Consider the following 18,239-nt stretch of genomic DNA (forward strand, 5'->3'; position numbering starts at 1 on the left):
ATTGATAGATTAACCGTAAACCGGACAAGAAAACCTATCTGATTTAAACGCGCGATCGCACCCAAAAGGTGTAGGGGCGGGTTTAGGAATTAAATGAACTAACCCACCTCAAATTCAACAACGAAACCCGCCCTAATCACAACCTAAATTTTTCGGTTAACCTCAAACCCAATAACAAAACCCACCTGATTTTAAACCGCGATCGCTACCGGAAGATATCCGGGTAAAATGGGTAGGATAGAGAGGGTTTGGGCGAGAGGTTGGGACAGGGCGGGTTTTGTAGAAAAGTTATGGGTTGGTCGGTTGAATTTGTCCCTAAACCCGCCCCTACGTCAGATTTTTATCTCAATATCCGATTGATAGGTTAACCGGAAACCGGACAAGAAAACCTAGATGATTTCAAAGCGCGATCGCACCCAAAAGGTGTAGGGGCTTTCGGGGTAACATGGGTAGGATAGAGAGGGTTTGGGCGAGAGGTTGGGACAGGGCGGGTTTTGTAGAAAAGTTATTGGTTGGTCTTGTTAAATTTGTCCCTAAACCCGCCCCTATGTTAGATTTTTTGCGCCAATATCCAATTGATAGGTTAACCGGAAACCGGACAAGAAAATCTAGATGATTGAAAAGCGCGATCGCACCCAAAAGCTGTAGGGGCGGGTTTAGGGATTAAATGAACTAACCCACCTCAAATTCAACAACGAAACCCGCCCTAATCACAACCTAAATTTTTCGGTTAACCTCAAACCCAATAACAAAACCCACCTGATTTTAAACCGCGATCGCTACCGGAAGATATCCGGGTAACATGGGAATGATAGAGAGCGTTTTTGCGAGAGGTGGGGACAGGGCGGGTTTTGTAGAAAGGTTATGGGTTGGTCTTGTTGAGTTTGTCCCTAAACCCGCCCCTACGTTAGATTTTTTTCTCAATATTCAATTGATAGATTAACCGTAAACCGGACAAGAAAACCTATCTGATTTAAACGCGCGATCGCACCCAAAAGGTGTAGGGGCGGGTTTAGGAATTAAATGAACTAACCCACCTCAAATTCAACAACGAAACCCGCCCTAATCACTAAATTTTGTAATTCGTTGTCCACTGGTGTATCATCAGAATCAGGTAAGTCTTCAGCCGAAGGTAAACATTGTTTAGGATTGTAGTTAACTAACCTATTGTCTCAAATGATTTAGCGTACTAACTAAAGCTGTTAAATATCCTGGATTACACTGGGTTATCCTCACCCTACTGGCTATCATTATCCGCCACTGACTTTTTAGGAGTTGGCGGCAATTTTTCCAGGATATGGTGATGGTGATTCAGTTTATGTTTAGACTGAGCCAACTCCTCCTCAATGGATTTTGGATTAAGCTCACGGGATTGATCCACTACCTGAACCGCCGCCGTTGTAATTTCAGCACTGGCGGCTTCTACGACTTGTGCTACCTCAATTTGCTGTTCCAATTGTTCCGTGGAAGAAAGAAGTTCACTAAGTCCATTGACTAACTCTTTGAGATTTTGACGGAACGCCGGATCACCCGTTAAATCTTCCAAATCCGATGTAATCTTTTGCGTATTTTCAAAGGTTACCCGTGCTGAATCTAATAGCTGTTGCAAGACGATAGCCGTGCTGGGACTGTCCAGGGAATTGGATATATCGCGTAAGTCAGCAGATAACTCAGCCGCATTAGCGGAGAGGGCAACTAAGTTTTCGGAGGCGGTTTCGACGTTTTCAATGATGGTGCTGACATCCGCTTGATCAACTTGAGTATTCACTAAATCAATCGTCGTGTTGACATTTTCTAGGGTTGGTCTCAAATCGCTTAACAGAACGCCCAACTGTTCGCTGGTTTGACCCACACTGGTTAACGTTCCGACTAAAACTGCTCGATTTCTGGTGACTAAATCATTAGTTGAGGCAATTAATCGATTGAGTTGAACGGCTGTCTGACTAAATTGATCCGCTGTATCGCCAATGCGTTGAGTTGTCTGGGTAGCCGCTGTGGTAATCGCATCAGACGCCTGAGAAAATCCGCTGACTTCTTGACGCACGGAACGCGATAATAAGGATAATTCACCCGCAAGTTGAGCGATACCACTGGCGGCGAGGGAGGCATTTTGGGCAAGAGTGTTGATGTTATTAAAAAATTGCGGATCGGTATAGATGGTGGTTAAGCGCTCAGTATTGCGGAGAAGTTCAATAAAGCTAACCCCAATCTCACCCTGAATCTGCTCACCACTACAAATAATCACATCCGAATTACATTCAGAACTCCGAGGTTCCATCGACTGGATATCAGAGGACAATTCCCGGAGTGGATTAATATCTACCGAGGTTTCACCAATTAAACCCGATTGATTGGCTTCAATGGCAACATCTTCTGGGATCACTAAGTCTTCTGATGCAATTTCGATGGTGACATCAACGCCGTTGGTTGTGGCTTGAATATCAGTAATGTTGCCCACATCAACCCCCCGGTAGCGCACGGTGGCTCCTTCTTTCATCCCGGCGACGTTAGGAAAGTTGACCACAAAGCTGTAACTGCGATCGCCAAACTTCCAACCCCGAATCCAAATCGCCAAGCCAGCAAGCACGGCTAATCCAACTAGAATTAATAAGCCAACGGAGCCTTCTCGAATGGTTCGCGATCGCATGGTTTCTCCTCACTGTACCCTTATGTGGTAAATTGACGGGCATTTGCCTGGATAGATGACAATGGCAAATGACCGATGAAGCCCTTGCTCCTATCCTAACCAACCACCTGAATTGGTCCGCTGGTACTGGCACTGAAAAATTGTCGCACCAGAGGATTATCGGTTGTATCAATCTCGCCGATAGAACCTTGCCACTGTACCTTGCCTTTGTAGAGAAACACAACTCGGTCAGCGGTACGGCGAATTGTACTATCTTGGTGAGTGACCATTACATAAGTCTTACATCCGCCTTCAACACATTGAAGTTGACGGACTAAATCCTCAATTACAGTAGAAGCGATCGGATCAAGTCCAGCCGTGGGTTCGTCATAAAGTAAAATTTCCGGGTTATCTTGGGGATGATCGGGGTTCGTCATAATCGCCCGGGCAAAACTCACTCGCCGACGCATCCCGCCTGAAAGTTCAGCCGGATACTGATCGGCAATTCCGGGTAACCCCACCATCTCTAGCTTCTCATCTACTAATTCCCGAATGCGATCATCAGACAGTTTAGAATGCTGGTAGAGGAAAAACCCCACATTTTCACGGATACTGAGGGAGTCAAACAGAGCCGATTGTTGGAATACCATACCGATGCCAATTGGGTCTTTGGCATCTTCAATTAAACCCGAACGCTTTTGTCCTTGCACATAGATTTCACCCCCATCCAGGGGCATTAAACCCGCCATCATGCGTAGAATCGTAGACTTACCCGTCCCAGAGGGTCCAATGATACCTAAGGCTTCACCCTGATAAATCGTCAGATCAACATTATCCAGGATGACGTTACCCCCAAAGGACTTGGAGACTCCCTTTAGTTCAATCAGTGGTTCTTTCATATTGGTTAAGGGGAGTTGGGGAAGCAATGTTCCAGTGGTCTCCCCCTTTTGAAGGGGGACGGAAGGGGGATCTGAAGGGAAGAGGGGGATCTATAAGGAAAAAAGGGAATTCAAAGCAGTGCAAGGGGGGATAGAGAAAGGGTGAAGGGATCAGAGTGAAGCTGTCCCCGGAGTGGGGGAATACACCCCCAACCCACCTTAACGAGAAGCACTCGCTGCCATGGCTGAATCTGCTTCTGATTCTGCCTCCAACCCAAATACACGACAGAAGGCTTTTTGCACCTTATAGCCTGAGTCAATCGACTCCAAGGGGTCTTTCCGCAAGCGGTGACGCAAGCATAACGTAATCACCCGACGAATATCATCGACTGTGACTTCCGTGCGCCCTTCAAAAGCAGCCAGGGCTTTGGCAGCACGGTTAGTGACAATATCCCCTCGCAATCCATCGACATCCAATTCTGAGCAAACCTCAGAAATATTCACCCGCATGTCATAGTCCATTTCAACTTGGGGTAGTTGCGCCTGGGCGGTGACGATTTGCTGCTGCAATGTCTCTTGGACTTCTTGGTGTTCTTTGATGTAATCCAAGGGATTTTTGTCAAACGCGGCGCGTTCCTCCACAATTTTTACCCGCAGCGTTGGCTCTTTGACAGTGCGGATTTCCGCGTGCATGCCGAAACGATCCAGGAGTTGCGGACGCAGTTCTCCTTCTTCCGGGTTGCCAGAACCCACCAACACAAAACGAGCCGGATGGCGAATGGAAATGCCTTCTCGTTCGACGGTATTCCAACCACTAGCTGCCGAGTCGAGTAGCACATCAACGAGGTGATCGTCAAGTAGATTCACTTCATCGACATAGAGGATACCGCGATTAGCTTTAGCTAACAGTCCGGGTTCAAAGGCTTTCACCCCTTCGGCTAATGCCTTTTCAATATCAATCGTGCCGCACACTCGGTCTTCGGTTGCGCCCAAGGGCAGATCAACCATCGGCACTTTTTTCTTTACGGTTGAATCAGATTGTACTCCTCCATTACTATTCATCCAGTCGGGTTCGTTGGGATCGCTATTGAAGGGATCGTCGGCAACCACTTCAATTTCCGGCAACAAGTCAGCCAACGCCCGAATGGTGGTGGACTTACCCGTACCGCGATCGCCCATAATCATTACTCCACCAATTTTGGGGTCAATGACATTCAGCAGGAGAGCCAGCTTCATTTCTGCTTGACCTACGATGGCGGTAAACGGAAAAACGACGCGACGAGCAGTCTTAGGGGCTTGGGCAGTCAGACTCACTTTGATTACCTGATAACCGATAAATCACGCCTTTTATTGTGCCACACCGATGGAACCTTCTGGGAGAAGGAGGAGCAGGGGAAGCAGGGGAAGCAGGGGAAGCTGGGGGAGCTGGGGGAGCTGGGGGAGCTGGGGAAGATGGGGGAGATGGGGGAGATAGGGGAGATAGGGGAGATGAGGAAGTTAACTCAAAACTCTACCTTCCCTGTTACCTGCTTCCTTACAAAGGACGAATGACAAATGACGAATGACGACAACTGACAAAATCTGCCCCTATTCAAATAAAGATGCGGTTAACAATGAATAGACCTGACCATCAATCAAAAGGCGGGTAATGCCTTTAGCTTGTAAATAAGAACAGGTTTTCTGCAACATTTTCCCATCAGGCACTTTAATCACACGCTGGGAACGGTTAGAAAAGCGTCGTGCAACCCTATGATTATCAAAAACTGGCAAAGTTTGTTGCTGGACTTCCTCAGCCGGAATACCTCCCAAGTCACTAAATTCTCGCAGAGGTCGCGCAATTAACTCGGCTGCTCGGTCTATCACTAAATAGCAGGGTTTCGGAAAAGAAGCTTCCGACAGGGGTAAGACTTGAATATTTGCCCCCCTGGGAACATGAGTCGTCGTCAAAGGTTTTGGAATAGCACTATCTTCCTCGTCCTCGTCCTCGTCCCAATCCTCCTCAAAATCCTCATCTAAATCCTCATCTAAATCTTCATCTAAATCCTTGTCTAAATCCTCGTCTAAATCCATTAAATCTTCATCCAACAAATCCTTTAGGTTGCTGGTTTCTGCCTGATCCATGTCTTCAAGCAGATCTCCTGCGTCTTCTGTATCCCTTGGAGTTTCTGTTCGATTAAACTCCAGAGGCAACTCACCTTGTTTTGCCTGGGATTCTGCATCAGATTGATCAGTTACAGAAGAACGTTTGCGCCGCCGACGTTGATTGGGATACTCAAATCCTGATTCTTCGTCTTCTGATTCTTCGTCTTCTGATTCTTCCTCTTCCGATTCTATCGAAAGTTGGGGAGAGGGAGAAACCGACAACGATTTAGGTTCAATCCGCTCCACTAGCTTGGGTTTTGGCTTCGTCGCTGATGTCCCTGACCCTGGCGTGCGATTAGCTCGCTTTTGCTGGATGAGGGCTTCATAGTCCGACTCCAACAACGTGCTTTTGAGCAGGCGGCTAATCGTTGAATTACTGACACCATAACGATCAGCCAGGGTTGAGGTTGTCTCTTCTGGCTGTCGATACAAGTTCAAAATATTTTTTTTATCGGTTTCAGTTAGTTTTCTTGGACTCATAGCTAATTTTTAAGTTCGCCGACGTGAACCGCGACGAGAACGACTGGATACGTCATATTCCAGGGCAGCGCCTATGGCAAAAAGTAAGGCACTAAATATAAAGAAGACATCTAGGAGACCCCCACTTTCATAGTCCTGACCACGAGCCTGAGCCAGAGTGCCATAAGCTTTAAACCCCATATCCGCAATGTATAGGGAAAATGTTGCTGCGGCAATCATGCGCCATGATTGGGCAAAGCGCCCCCCCCAAAATGCTAACAAAAGTGTTGACGCAATGATGAGTAGGAAGACATCAAAAACGATGTATACAAAATTCAACGTTTTTGATAAAGGACTCAGGGCTTGATCCAGGGAAATAACCCAACCGGGCAACTTGCCAGTTTCAGGAACCTCAGCTTCAGTCGTTGCGGCAGCTTCAGTTGGGCTAACTGCCACCTGTAGTGAAAGAGAAGCCACCAATCGGGGGGATACTGTCGCTGTTGCTGACTCAGTTGTTGGCAAGACAGAATTGTCAGCCTCTGACTCTACGGCTACAGGAGGAGCTAATAAAACCCAAACCGCTAAAGCAATCCCCAAAGCAGCGATTAATCCCACCGTTACCCACTGCTTCCACTCTAAATTTAAGCGCCTCGGCAGAACGGCTAAAATCATGCCCCAACCAATACAGATATAAGAAATCACGTAAAAGAAATCGGCAGGGGATACATCGGGGTCAAGACCAAAGTATAACTCCCATACGCCAAATATCAAGTTGGCGATAAAGTAAAAAAGCATACCTAAACCAATTCCCAGCCAGACATTGCGTCCACTGGCAATCTGAGGGCTACGCCAATTTCTATAGCAGAGTAAAGCAGCTCCCAAAAAGGGCAAACACTCTAGGACATAAGTGCTAAAGGAGTACCAAAAGGGATACTCTTCTCCCGGTGGTTTGACGCTAAACAGTAGAAAAAACAGCATAGACACTACTGCCCACCCAATTCCTAGATAGACAATATTCTGACCTGTGAGTAGGGATTGAGTTCCAGATGACTTATCTACAGAGCTGCTCATAATGCTTTCTTTATTTTGAAATCTCTAACAATGGCAATTACGTAAGCAATACTTATTTATAAACTTAGCGGCTGATGTCCTAAAATTCCATCTTGGCAACCATCCATGATACATTTATTTATCCTTGACGTTCCATTATTGCCACAACTTTCCTAGGGGAGAGGATTTGAGCCACTCCATAAACTGACTTTGCTCATTTGCTGGCATATCCTGCAAGATATCGCCCACTCCTTCGGCAAAATTCGCATTGCCAAAGTATTCCTTCCCCAAGCGATAGAGTTCCTGCAATAGGGTGATCAGATGGTGTTCTTCCCATGGTGGAACTTGTAGGGTGTTGAGCGGATCAACAGTCAGTAAGTGATTCACGGCTTCCGGCGAATCGGCTTGGGGAAAATGCCACTGTTGGAAGACATCCGTGATATCCTTCTGAAACAATCCCGCTTGCCTATTTCCAAGTAAATCTTCAACATCCAGGTAAACTGTTTGCAGCAGTAGGAGACAGGCTTGGGTATAGGGAGCAATTTTGGTATCCGGACCGCCTTCTGTACCTAATTGCTCTAGACGAATTTTTCCCCACACACTAAAGCGGTCAGGTTCTTCTAGTAAAACACAAGCTTTTCCCTGATTATCTGTCAAATCTCGCCAGAAGGAGCGAGCTTCTTCTTCCTGATGAGCGCGAAACACGCTGATCAAGCGAAAGGTTTGCCCTTGATAACTGAGAATCGGGATTTGCTGCTCTCGCTTCGGGTGCTGAATGCTAGAAATTTCAACATCCTGCCTTTTCAGAATAAACATAACACTGGCAAATGACTCCTGACCGGGCTAGGGTGGTGCTACAGGACGAGCTGTAATCTAATTAACCATCTATCTTGTCTATTTTGTCTATTTTGTCTGGGACTTGGGCGAGTCACACAGAAGCCCATCCAGTTTGTGAGCCAATCTCCTAAACTGACAACTTATATGTTTGTCGCGGCTGGATACCTCATCCATGCCCCAAGGTATGAGTGCGATAGTTGACACAAGTTTTGATCCATTATCTATGTTGGTCTATAGTAGTTTACCTTGACCTCAAGCTACTTGAGTCTTTAGTTTCCTCAAATATTGGGGCAAACACCTCGCACATGCAACAACCAATGTCGGTTACAATGTTACAATCATCAACGATATCCTAGATTTCTGCTACCCTGCACTACAATGAATCTTGCCAGTTAGGGGTTTAATTTTTGTATTATAAATCTATGCCCTCGTAGCTCAGGTGGATAGAGCAAGGGATTTCTAATCCTTTGGCCGTGGGTTCGAGTCCTACCGAGGGCGCTCTAAAATTGGGGAAAAGGTGATGGGACACAGGTGGATGTTAGCGTTAGCGAAACCCAGCCGGACGCCGTCCGGGAGTTGGGTATTAATCCAAACCGCTCCCACTCAAAACTGCTCCATCTTCATTACTCTAGATGCTGTTGACCAATAACCAATGACGAATGACACCTTAATTTTGTACAGCAAACCGGGTTGCCACCTGTGCGAAGGGTTACAAGAAAAGCTCGAACAGACTCAAACGTTAGATTTTCAGCTAGAGGTGCGGGACATTACCCAGCGGGACGATTGGTTCCAAGCTTATCAATATCAAGTACCAGTGCTGTGTTATCACAAAGACGGCAAAGAAACACCGCTTCCTCGCCCTTCACCCCGTTTGAGTGTGCCGCAGTTAGAGAAAATGTTACAGAAATATTTGTAAGCCGGAAAGAACAGCAGCCGACTGGTTATACGAATCGGGTTGAGGTTGGAGCTGGGGTTTTTGTCCCAATACACTGTAAATTAGCGTCTTTTGGTTTCGACCTCGCAGTTTAAGGGATTTAATCGGTTTAGCCTGATAGCGATCGCGTCTGTGTAATCATACCAAGCAACAGGAGTGCTAATCTGAAGTTCTCCTTGGCCCCCTATGCCTCTCGTCGTGAGGAGTTGATTGACATGAAGCTACATGACTTACTAAGGGCAATTCCTAACGTGGTGGAAATGCCGAATCATCCAGCACTTGATGCCCAAATCACAGGAATCTGTACAAATTCCCACGCCTGTCAACCTGGCAATTTGTTTATTGGTATGCCCGGAACCCGTGTCGATGGTGGAGACTTTTGGCAAAGTGCGATCGCCTCTGGTGCTGTCGCGGCGTTAATTTCTCCCCCAGCGGCACAAAAACACCCACCTCAGCCAAAACCTGATGCTGAACCGCCCTGTATTATTTGTGCCACTGATATGACAGTCGCCTGCGCCCAAGCAGCGACGGCGTTCTATAACTACCCCACCCGCCAGCTTCAGTTAGTGGGTGTCACGGGTACGAATGGCAAAACTACTACCACCCATCTAATTGAATTTCTCCTCACCCAAGCCCAGCGTCCCACTGCCCTTTTTGGTACCCTTTATGCCCGATGGCAAGGATTTTCCCAAACGGCGGTTCACACCACACCGTTTCCCGTAGAATTGCAACAGCAGTTACATTCAGCCGTAGCAGCAGGCTGTGAGTTAGGGGTGATGGAAGTCAGTTCCCATGCCTTGGCACAAGGTCGGGTGTTAGGCTGTGAGTTTGATGTCGCTGTATTTACCAATCTCACCCAAGACCATTTGGATTTCCACCGCGATATGGAGGATTATTTCGCGGCAAAGGCATTATTGTTTAATTCCGATTATCTCCACGGCAAAGCAATTATTAATGCCGATGATCCGTATGGTAAGCGCTTAATCGAAAAAGTTGGACGCGATCGCACTTGGAGTTACTCGGTTCAAGATTCCTCGGCAGATTTGTATACGAGTGACTTGACTTATACACTAATTGGTGTTAAAGGAACGCTGCATACGCCAATGGGTGAAGTGACGTTCAATTCTCCCCTGGTGGGTCAGTACAATTTGTCCAACGTGTTAGCTGCCGTTGGTGCAGTGTTAAATTTAGGGTTAGATCTAAAAACAGTAGTCACCGCCTTAAACCAATTTCCGGGAGTACCGGGGCGGATGGAACGGGTGCAACTTCAACCGGATCAGGATATTAGCGTAATTGTCGATTATGCCCATACACCAGATAGTTTAGAGAACCTGCTCAAAGCCTCCCGACCCTTTATTCAGGGGAGAATGATTTGCGTATTTGGATGTGGAGGCGATCGCGATCGCACCAAGCGTCCGAAGATGGGAAAAATTGGTGCAGAATTAGCCGATGTCGCCGTGGTGACCTCCGATAATCCTCGTACTGAAGACCCAGAACGGATTATTCAAGATATCTTAGAAGGGATTCCAGCGACTGTAGAGCCAATCGTAATTAGCGATCGCGCCACAGCGATTCGCACTGCTATCTTAGACGCCAAACCGGGTGATGGGGTGTTAATTGCCGGAAAAGGTCACGAAGACTATCAAATATTAGGAACGGAAAAAATCAACTTCGATGACCGTGAACAAGCGCGAGAGGCTCTAGAACGCCGATTTAGTTGATTTGTCATTGGTCATTGGTCATTCATTTGTCATTACGTGAAGTCGGGGCGGGTTTAGTTACATCTGGGTGTAACCAAAAAGATAGTAGTAAAACCCGCCCCTACACAATCTCCCCCATCTCCTGATAACTGATAACTGATAACTGATAACTGATAACTCCCCCACAACCCCGCACCCTAATGAACCCACCACCGACACCGGATTTGTCCCTTTACCAGCTAGCGCTGGATAATTTGACAACACCTCAGTCTCTCTCAATCAGTCCAGTGGGACTCAAAACCTTGATTGGAGCTATGGTTGATGTCCTGATTGAAGAAAAAATCCCCGCCACAATCTGGGTGAAGTCCCCATCTGTCGCCGGGTGGCGGGAGGAACTGTGGCGGTATCGACAACAGAGGGGTATTCCGCAAACCCTCTATTGGTGTAACTGTGTTGGTGAAGTCTCTGATGCGATCGCGATTCAGGATGACCCAGCCGTTAACTCGGATGCTCAACTGTTCCCAATTCAGCTAGCCGCCGGAAGCCAGCTTAAACGCGAATCGTTTTTATTAGTTCTGTCTGAGCAATTGACCACTCTGATTGTGGCATATCAGCTACCTGAGGGAGAAACTTCTCATCAGTCTCAGTCATGGCTGGCTATTTGTACATTTGAACGACGAGTGATCTATCGGGTGTTGCAGGGGCTCAGAGGAAGTATTGCGATCGCGGATAGTACGCCTGATGATCTACTTGCTGGAGCGGACAACCGATTTTCCTTGGTTCAAGCAACAGATGAGAAGACGTTAATCACCCAGGTATTAGTTAAACAATTACAACGAACGGCGGAAATTCTCCAGTCAGGAACAATGGCTGAATCGGGACAGGATAGCGCCATTACCCAATTAACCCATCACCTCAGCCATAAAGACGAACTCCTACGGCGAGTGGCGCAGGAACTGAAAACTCCATTAACGAATATGAAAACAGCGCTGAGTCTCTTGGAATCGCCTCAACTCAAACTCGCCCAGCGTCAACGTTACCTACAGCTTCTCAATAGTGAATGCGATCGGCAAAATTCATTAATTGTGGGATTGTTGGATTTAGTTGAAGCCGATGAACCCCAAGCGGGAGTCAAATCTGTCGTGGAATTGGCAGAAATTATTCCCGGTGTGGTGAGTACCTATCAACCATTGGCTCAAGAGAAAGGAATTCAAGTCGGTTATACGATCCCGGCTGATCTACCCAGCGTTTCCTGTTTAGAAACCTGGTTACGGCAAATCGCCATTAATTTACTGCACAATAGTCTCAAATTTACTCCCGCCGGAGGTCAAGTGAGGGTACTGGGAAGTCTTCAGGGGGAATATGTTCAGTTGGCATTTACTGATACAGGAAACGGAATTGCAGCCAGTGAAATTCCCAAGATTTTTGATAGTTTTTATCGAGGACGCCCCATTCCTGGGGAAGAAATGGGAGCGGGTTTGGGATTGACCATTGTGCAGCAATTATTATTACGTTGTGGAGGTTCGATTTCGGTAACCAGTCAAGTAGGGAAAGGATCGACATTTAAAGTATTATTGCCTGTTGTTGGTGATGCTCAATGAGACAGGTTGTAAAAATACTGGCAAGTTTTACCTCACTTTTGGTCAATTCCTGAACTATCGCTGTTACGCTAGTAGTCAACCCAGAATTGTAACAGGCTAAAGCCCGTACTACAAACTACGAACTCAATCACTTGCCTGACAGCTTAACCATACCAATTCCACCGAAGTAAAGACCGATGACAGCACCAGCGAGTAAGCTTTGAGTCAGAGGATCAGTGGAAGGAGTTAGTACAGCACCGAGAATCACTGCACCTAAAATAACAATCCGCCAACCAGAAAGCATTTGAGAGGATGAAACAATACCTAAATTTCCCAATAGAATTTGAATAATTGGTACTTGAAAAGCTATCCCCGTGCTGAACATGAGCAGCAGGACAAATTCAAAATACCGTTCAATTGACCAAGCTTGCTCAACTACATCAGCGCCGTAACTAATAAAGAATTTCAGCGCGGCGGGAATTAAAGCAATGTAGGAAAATGCTAACCCGACGAAAAACAGAATACTTGATCCTAAAACCACAGGTGCAATCAAGCGTCGTTCGCGGCGAGTCAGCCCAGGTAAGACAAACTGAATCACTTGGTAAAGAATGAAAGGCGTCGCCACTAGCAAACCACTGTAACCCGCTACTTTTATGGATACAAAGAAGTATTCACCGGGAGCTAATTGCAAAAACTTAACGCCTTGAGCCGGGATTTCCAATAACTGGACAATGTATTTAACCGCCACAAAGCAGCCAATAGCACCAACGGCTACAGCCAGCAGCGAATAAAAAATCCGCCGCCGCAACTCTTCTAAGTGATCAAACAGTGACATCTCGACATCATTGGGAAGTTCGTCGAGGTTGTCGGTTTCACTGGTGTCGGGTTGCTGGGGTAACGTTTCTACGTCAGGCGTCATAGTTGGCAAAGTTGGATGGTAGTTTGTTGACTATTGTACCGATCGCGAGATGAGGATGCAGGGGAGCGGAGGGGCGGAGGGGCTGGGGGAGATAAGGGAGATGGGGAATACCTCGCCTCGACCCTTCGACAAGCTCAGGGCATCGCTTACCTCGGCTTACTTCGGCTTCGCTCAGTAACACGCTCGGTAACACGCTCGGTGTGTCAGATGAGGGAGATGGGGAAGCAATTGGAACGTCTATTGTAGGGGCGGGTTTTACCGCTAACGTTTGGTTTTGACCCTGATATCCCTAAACCCGCCCCGACAGAGTGCAAGCAGTTTTCAACAAAGGACAAATGACAAAAGACAAATGACGAATGACAACTAAGGACGAATACCAAATTCACTCAAACGCTGTTCTAACTCTCCGAGTAAAGTATCTACATCTTTACCCAGTTCCTCAAAACACACTGGAGGCGGAGATTCCGGTTCAAAATGAATTAATTTAATTTGGTCATTACCAATTCCAATCATTAAAACTTCTTTATCCGGTTGGTGAGCATTGACAATACCTATCATTTCCTGAAGATAGTTCTCAACCTTTTGATTCAGTTTTTCCAGCGCTGCTTTGGGACAATAGACAAAATGGGGTCTAGGTTTCAGGTCAATTCCTATCGTTTCGTCGCTTTCGCCCTTCTCTAGAAAGAGTCCCCATGACAGCGCCGCCAGTTCCTTACTATGTTTTTTAGCAAACTGATTTAGCTTAACTTTCCACTGCTTCTCTGGCTTATTCGGCTGAGGTTTACTGAACATAATCATGGTTGACAATCCCCAATGACTAATGACTAATGACTAATGACTAATGACTAATGACTAATGACTAATGACTTATTTAACACCAGACTGAACACGCCAAAGCATCGCATAAATAGCTTGTTGTGCCAGTAATTCTTCATGGGTGCCTTGTTCAACTAATTTACCTTTATCCATAACATAAATACAATCAGCATTGCGTACTGTAGACAAGCGATGAGCGATCGCGATCGTGGTTCGGTTTTGGGTAATCTTCTCTAGCGATCGCTGAATGGCGGCTTCTGTCTCATTATCCACGGCGGAGGTGGCTTCATCGAGGATCAGCACCGGGGGATTTTTTAAGATAGCACGGGCAATTGCTAGTCGCTGCTGTTGTCCACCGGATAACTTTTGTCCTCTCTCCCCGATAATTGTGTCGTAGCTTTGGGGGAGTTGGCAGATAAATTCATCGGCTTCGGCAATTTCGGCGGCGGCTTCTACCTCAGATAGCGTGACATTAAAACTACCATAAGTAATATTTTCCCGCACTGTGCCATGAAACAAAAATACATCTTGGCTAACTAAACCAATGGCTTGGCGTAAATCAGCTAACTGAAGCTGACGCAGGTCAATTCCATCTAGGGTTATGGTTCCGTCTTGGACTTCATAGAGTCTCAATAATAACTTGACTAGGGTACTTTTCCCGGAACCCGTCGCACCGACAATGGCAATGGTTTTTCCCGCTGGAATATGCAGGGAAAGATTTTTTATCACAGGATGGCGTCCCTGGTAGGAAAAGGTAATATTTTTTAACGCTAATTCACCCCGCACCTGAGTTACAGGTAAGGAAATCTCGCCTGAATGCATCGTAATCGGTGTATCTAACAAATTCATCACCCTGGTTGTAGACGCCATCGCTCGTTGATAGAGATCAAGGGTTTGTCCTAATCGGGTGAGGGGCCACAGTAAGCGTTGCGTGAGAAATACTAACACGCTATAGGTACCGACGGCTAATCTCCCAGCTACGGCTTCCATCCCCCCATAGATAAGAATTCCGATAAAGCCCAATAAGATGAGGATACGAATTAATGGCACAAACGCCGCCGAGAGTGCGATCGCGCGACGGTTACTTTGGCGATAGGCTTCACTTTGGGCGCTGATGCGCTGGATTTCATACGCTTCCGCCGTAAAGCTTTTAATTGTGGTGATTCCGGTCAAATTATTTGCCAATTGCCCATTGAGTAAACTCACCTTTTCCCGAACCTCAGCATAACGGGGGGCAAGGCGGCGCTGAAAAGCGATGGAACCCCAGAGAATAAACGGCATGGGTAGAAGCGCCATCCAAGCCACGCCAGGTGCCAGAATTAAGAAGGCGACACCAATAATCACAACGGTTGTAGATACCTGGAGAATTTCATTCGCGCCAACATCTAGAAAGCGTTCCAGTTGGTTGATATCATCGTTGAGAATCGACATCAACCGACCCGTACTCCTATCCTCAAAATAAGCCAAGTCTAACGATTGTAAGTGGGCGTAAGCATCTAAGCGCAAATCATGCTGAATCGTCTGTGCCAGATTGCGCCAGAGTCGGCTGTAGGCATATTCAAACAGGGATTCTAATCCCCAGATGATCAGACTCAGCCCCGCCAGAATCAACAGTTGAGTGAAGATATCAGTGACGCCGAGTTGGGCGATGAGAGAATCTTCTTTCTGAACCACCACATCCACCGCCGCACCAATTAAAGCGGGTGGCGCTAAGTCAAAGATTTTATTCAGAATCGAACACGCGATCGCCTGCCTGATTTCCGTGCGATAGTTATGACCGTAGGCAAATAGGCGTTTGAGTGGTGATTTGTCATTTGTCATTTGTCATTTGTCATTTGTCATTTGTCATTCGTCATATCTCCCCCATCTTCCCCATCACCCCCATCTCCTGATAACTGATAACTGCTCACTGATAACTGATAACTCCCCCATCTCCCCTCTTGCCTATTTTCTGAGAATCCGTAAGATAAGTATATTTACTTGACCGAGTTATGTGAAGGTTGTATGAAGCTCAATTTCACAGAGACTTCGGCAACCCCCCATAACCTCGTGTTTTGTTCCAATTTAATTATGATATTTCGATAAAGATTGCGGGTAAGGCTTACCATCTCCAGAAAGGGGTGGCATGATGATTGATAGGACTCAGGGCATCACCAGTAAGCTATAGGCGATCGCTTCCTTACCCTCAATCACAAATTTTTTGACCACTTACAGGGTATTACGAGCAAGCAATGATGATTACTAACGCCAACCCCTCGATTATTCCTCCCCGAATTGATTATTGCCTGACTGCAACTGAGCAAGGATGGCAATTGACGGCTTGGGAACCTGCTATTGTGGGGGGTAATAGAGTTAAACCCTATTTATGGAAGTTTAATTCCGAACTCCAAACCCTACAAGAAGCGCATCGAACGCTTCAGCTAATTCTAGGTGAAGGATAGTTTTTTATTTTTCAATCGGCTTTCAGTGACTATCTGAGTGAGCGTGAAGCTCATCCGTTTTGAGTTTATGATCCTAAACGACTGTGATAGAGTGATTTGGCTGGATTTGAGGAATACAAATTTCGGCTGGTCGTACAGTAAAGTTTATTTAAGTTTGATGTCTAGCTCTTTATATCCCGTCGTTTCATCCATCGTTCTCAAAAAGATTAAATCATCGCTGACGCCCATAATAATTTCAGCCGTCGTATAGATGATACATCCCTCTAGAAGATGCCCTCCGATTGTCTTTCCTTTTTTATCCGACAGAGCAATGTGTAAGTGGATACCATGGATTGACAGAGTGCCAACGAGGGAAACAATCTCGAAGCGCCGCTTGAAGGCTTGAGCATAATTTTGACCTGCAAAGCGCAGGGTGGCTTGTTTGAGGCTACCCACAGCCGTAATCATAAACCCAGCTTCAATCTGGTGCTGTTTGACGAAATGCCCTAAACTTGCCTTTAAATCGTCATTTGGTTTTAAGCGAATCGCAAAAATTTGCATGGTGTATGATGATGGCGGCAGCGCTAGTTTTAAGTCAGAGCGATGAGAGTTGTAATTACCACCTTTGTGGTAGTATTTAGCCTAATAGAATTGTCCCAGTGGATGAGCGATTTTATCCTACCCATGCCAGTATTCATTTTGGCAGGAGCGTTACTCGCGATCGCGTCTAACTACGGTAAATCGCCAGGTTGGTCTATTTCTCTACAACCCAGACAACTCTCAAGCCATCAAACTCAGTCTCCCTCGGTGGAGAGTGCCAATCCAGCATCTAACTCGACGGTGCTTAATCCATCATCATCCACATCACTACCTAAACCGCCTCGTTCGATTTCCTTTACGATTCCTCGCCGTTCATCAGGGAATCCATGATCAAGATTGTCGGGATTCTCGGAATCATCTCAGTTGTAGGGGCGAGTGTAGGGGCGAGTGTAGGGGCGAGTGTAGGGGCGAGTCGCTGCACATAGTAGGCTGTGTAAGAATTAACCTATATCGACTCGCCCAATTGCAAATGTACGTGGTGTTAGATAATTACCGATACCGGGCTGGGGGCGACCCGATCAAATTAAAGGTTGGGTGGTGTCAATTAAATGCGGCGGGTCGCCCCTACAACTTCTATTATCTATGTTACCGATATCTAATGGGAGGGAAACCCCTCAGCGCCCCATATTTCGTTTCATTTGATCCAACTCTTCATCAGTCTCCCAGCGCTGAAATTGAGTCTCTAAGGGGTCTACACCTGCTCCAATGTTGTAGTTTGAACTCTGGTTCCAAGCCGATTTCTGCCACTGAGATTGAGATTGAGCTTGGGCTTGAGTGCGGGCAGCTTCTGCTTCTCTGGCTTTGGTATGAACTTCATTGCGGCGGGTTTGAATCTGACGCTGTAATGCTTTAGTCTGAGCAATTCGCTGTTTAACCCCTTCCATCTTGCCCCAGAGTTGATTCCCTTGATGCAAAAGCGTAGCTTCTCGTTGTTGAGCGGCTTGGGCTAAATCAGGTCTGCCTTTCGATTGAGCCTTATTCATCCGTTCGTGCCAACGCTGAATCTCTTGGGCAACTCCTAATATTTCCTCCTGTAGGCGCTTTTGCTGAAGTTGCAAGTCAGCAATGAGCTTTAGTGTGTCTTCTTCTTGTTCCCGTAACTGTTCTTCGAGTGCCTGTAACTCTAAATGGGGATTGTTGCGGAGAAATTCATCTAGGCGATTTTCCAGAAAGCGATTGAGATCCTCAAATAAACCCACTTCTGACTGACTCCTAATACCCGTGCGCTTCGCTAATATGCTACCTCATCCTTTGGATGTCAGGGAGCTGGGAAAGATG

Annotated in this window: 17 protein-coding genes and 1 tRNA gene; 7 read left to right on the plus strand and 11 right to left on the minus strand. The window is 46.5% G+C overall.

Annotated elements, in window-relative coordinates:
• Positions 1–1,237: 1,237 nt before the first annotated feature.
• From RIB93_RS13640 to bchI, 3 genes are all read right to left on the minus strand, one after another.
• Positions 1,238–2,647 carry an MlaD family protein gene (locus RIB93_RS13640; protein ID WP_446373303.1) on the minus strand — a complete coding sequence of 470 codons (1,410 nt, stop codon included), beginning with the start codon at positions 2,645–2,647 and terminating at the stop codon, positions 1,238–1,240.
• 95 nt (positions 2,648–2,742) lie between these two features.
• Complete coding sequence (locus tag RIB93_RS13645; protein ID WP_446373304.1) at positions 2,743–3,525, minus strand: ABC transporter ATP-binding protein; 783 nt, start codon at positions 3,523–3,525, stop codon at positions 2,743–2,745.
• Between the two features lie 198 nt (positions 3,526–3,723).
• A complete protein-coding gene (gene bchI, locus RIB93_RS13650; RefSeq protein WP_446373305.1) occupies positions 3,724–4,818 on the minus strand; it encodes a magnesium chelatase ATPase subunit I in 1,095 nt (364 codons plus the stop codon).
• Positions 4,819–4,856: 38 nt separating this feature from the next.
• Between bchI and RIB93_RS13655 the strand changes: the two genes are divergently transcribed.
• Positions 4,857–5,069: a hypothetical protein gene (locus tag RIB93_RS13655; protein WP_446373306.1), complete on the plus strand. Its 213-nt coding sequence runs from the start codon at positions 4,857–4,859 to the stop codon at positions 5,067–5,069.
• 22 nt (positions 5,070–5,091) lie between these two features.
• Here the strand turns inward: RIB93_RS13655 and RIB93_RS13660 are convergent, their stop codons facing one another.
• From RIB93_RS13660 to RIB93_RS13670, 3 genes are all read right to left on the minus strand, one after another.
• Positions 5,092–6,126 (minus strand): hypothetical protein, encoded by a 1,035-nt coding sequence (locus RIB93_RS13660; RefSeq protein ID WP_446373307.1) that lies wholly within the window; start codon positions 6,124–6,126, stop codon positions 5,092–5,094.
• Between the two features lie 9 nt (positions 6,127–6,135).
• On the minus strand, positions 6,136–7,176 hold the full coding sequence (locus RIB93_RS13665; RefSeq protein ID WP_446373308.1) for a hypothetical protein: 1,041 nt from the start codon (positions 7,174–7,176) through the stop codon (positions 6,136–6,138).
• A gap of 135 nt (positions 7,177–7,311) precedes the next feature.
• On the minus strand, positions 7,312–7,971 hold the full coding sequence (locus RIB93_RS13670) for an Npun_F0813 family protein (protein ID WP_006099605.1): 660 nt from the start codon (positions 7,969–7,971) through the stop codon (positions 7,312–7,314).
• Between the two features lie 445 nt (positions 7,972–8,416).
• Between RIB93_RS13670 and RIB93_RS13675 the strand changes: the two genes are divergently transcribed.
• From RIB93_RS13675 to RIB93_RS13690, 4 genes are all read left to right on the plus strand, one after another.
• A tRNA-Arg gene (locus tag RIB93_RS13675) sits at positions 8,417–8,490 on the plus strand.
• A 154-nt stretch (positions 8,491–8,644) separates the two neighbouring features.
• Positions 8,645–8,908 carry a glutaredoxin family protein gene (locus RIB93_RS13680; protein WP_446373309.1) on the plus strand — a complete coding sequence of 88 codons (264 nt, stop codon included), beginning with the start codon at positions 8,645–8,647 and terminating at the stop codon, positions 8,906–8,908.
• A gap of 233 nt (positions 8,909–9,141) precedes the next feature.
• The gene (locus tag RIB93_RS13685; protein WP_446373310.1) at positions 9,142–10,647 is read left to right on the plus strand and encodes a UDP-N-acetylmuramoyl-L-alanyl-D-glutamate--2,6-diaminopimelate ligase; all 1,506 of its coding nucleotides are present in this window, start codon (positions 9,142–9,144) and stop codon (positions 10,645–10,647) included.
• A 179-nt stretch (positions 10,648–10,826) separates the two neighbouring features.
• The gene (locus RIB93_RS13690) at positions 10,827–12,227 is read left to right on the plus strand and encodes a DICT sensory domain-containing protein (protein ID WP_446373311.1); all 1,401 of its coding nucleotides are present in this window, start codon (positions 10,827–10,829) and stop codon (positions 12,225–12,227) included.
• A gap of 127 nt (positions 12,228–12,354) precedes the next feature.
• Here the strand turns inward: RIB93_RS13690 and tatC are convergent, their stop codons facing one another.
• The 3 genes from tatC to RIB93_RS13705 all read right to left on the minus strand — a co-directional run bounded on the left by tatC (position 12,355) and on the right by RIB93_RS13705 (position 15,762).
• Entirely contained in the window at positions 12,355–13,125 is a 771-nt protein-coding gene (gene tatC, locus RIB93_RS13695) for a twin-arginine translocase subunit TatC (RefSeq protein ID WP_446373312.1), read from the minus strand.
• A 363-nt stretch (positions 13,126–13,488) separates the two neighbouring features.
• Entirely contained in the window at positions 13,489–13,917 is a 429-nt protein-coding gene (gene ccmS / locus RIB93_RS13700; protein WP_446373313.1) for a beta-carboxysome assembly chaperone CcmS, read from the minus strand.
• 75 nt (positions 13,918–13,992) lie between these two features.
• A complete protein-coding gene (locus tag RIB93_RS13705) occupies positions 13,993–15,762 on the minus strand; it encodes an ABC transporter ATP-binding protein (protein ID WP_446373314.1) in 1,770 nt (589 codons plus the stop codon).
• A gap of 410 nt (positions 15,763–16,172) precedes the next feature.
• Between RIB93_RS13705 and RIB93_RS13710 the strand changes: the two genes are divergently transcribed.
• Positions 16,173–16,382 (plus strand): hypothetical protein, encoded by a 210-nt coding sequence (locus RIB93_RS13710; protein WP_446339977.1) that lies wholly within the window; start codon positions 16,173–16,175, stop codon positions 16,380–16,382.
• Between the two features lie 144 nt (positions 16,383–16,526).
• Here RIB93_RS13710 and RIB93_RS13715 read toward each other — a convergent pair whose 3' ends face one another.
• On the minus strand, positions 16,527–16,922 hold the full coding sequence (locus RIB93_RS13715) for a PPC domain-containing DNA-binding protein (protein WP_446373315.1): 396 nt from the start codon (positions 16,920–16,922) through the stop codon (positions 16,527–16,529).
• Positions 16,923–16,964: 42 nt separating this feature from the next.
• Between RIB93_RS13715 and RIB93_RS13720 the strand changes: the two genes are divergently transcribed.
• Entirely contained in the window at positions 16,965–17,291 is a 327-nt protein-coding gene (locus tag RIB93_RS13720; RefSeq protein WP_446373316.1) for a hypothetical protein, read from the plus strand.
• Between the two features lie 284 nt (positions 17,292–17,575).
• Here RIB93_RS13720 and RIB93_RS13725 read toward each other — a convergent pair whose 3' ends face one another.
• Positions 17,576–18,160, minus strand: a complete 585-nt coding sequence (locus tag RIB93_RS13725) for a TIGR04376 family protein (protein ID WP_446373317.1) — start codon at positions 18,158–18,160, stop codon at positions 17,576–17,578.
• Positions 18,161–18,239 lie beyond the last annotated feature (79 nt).

The organism is Coleofasciculus sp. D1-CHI-01, assembly GCF_040218875.1.
Taxonomy (GTDB): domain Bacteria; phylum Cyanobacteriota; class Cyanobacteriia; order Cyanobacteriales; family Coleofasciculaceae; genus Coleofasciculus.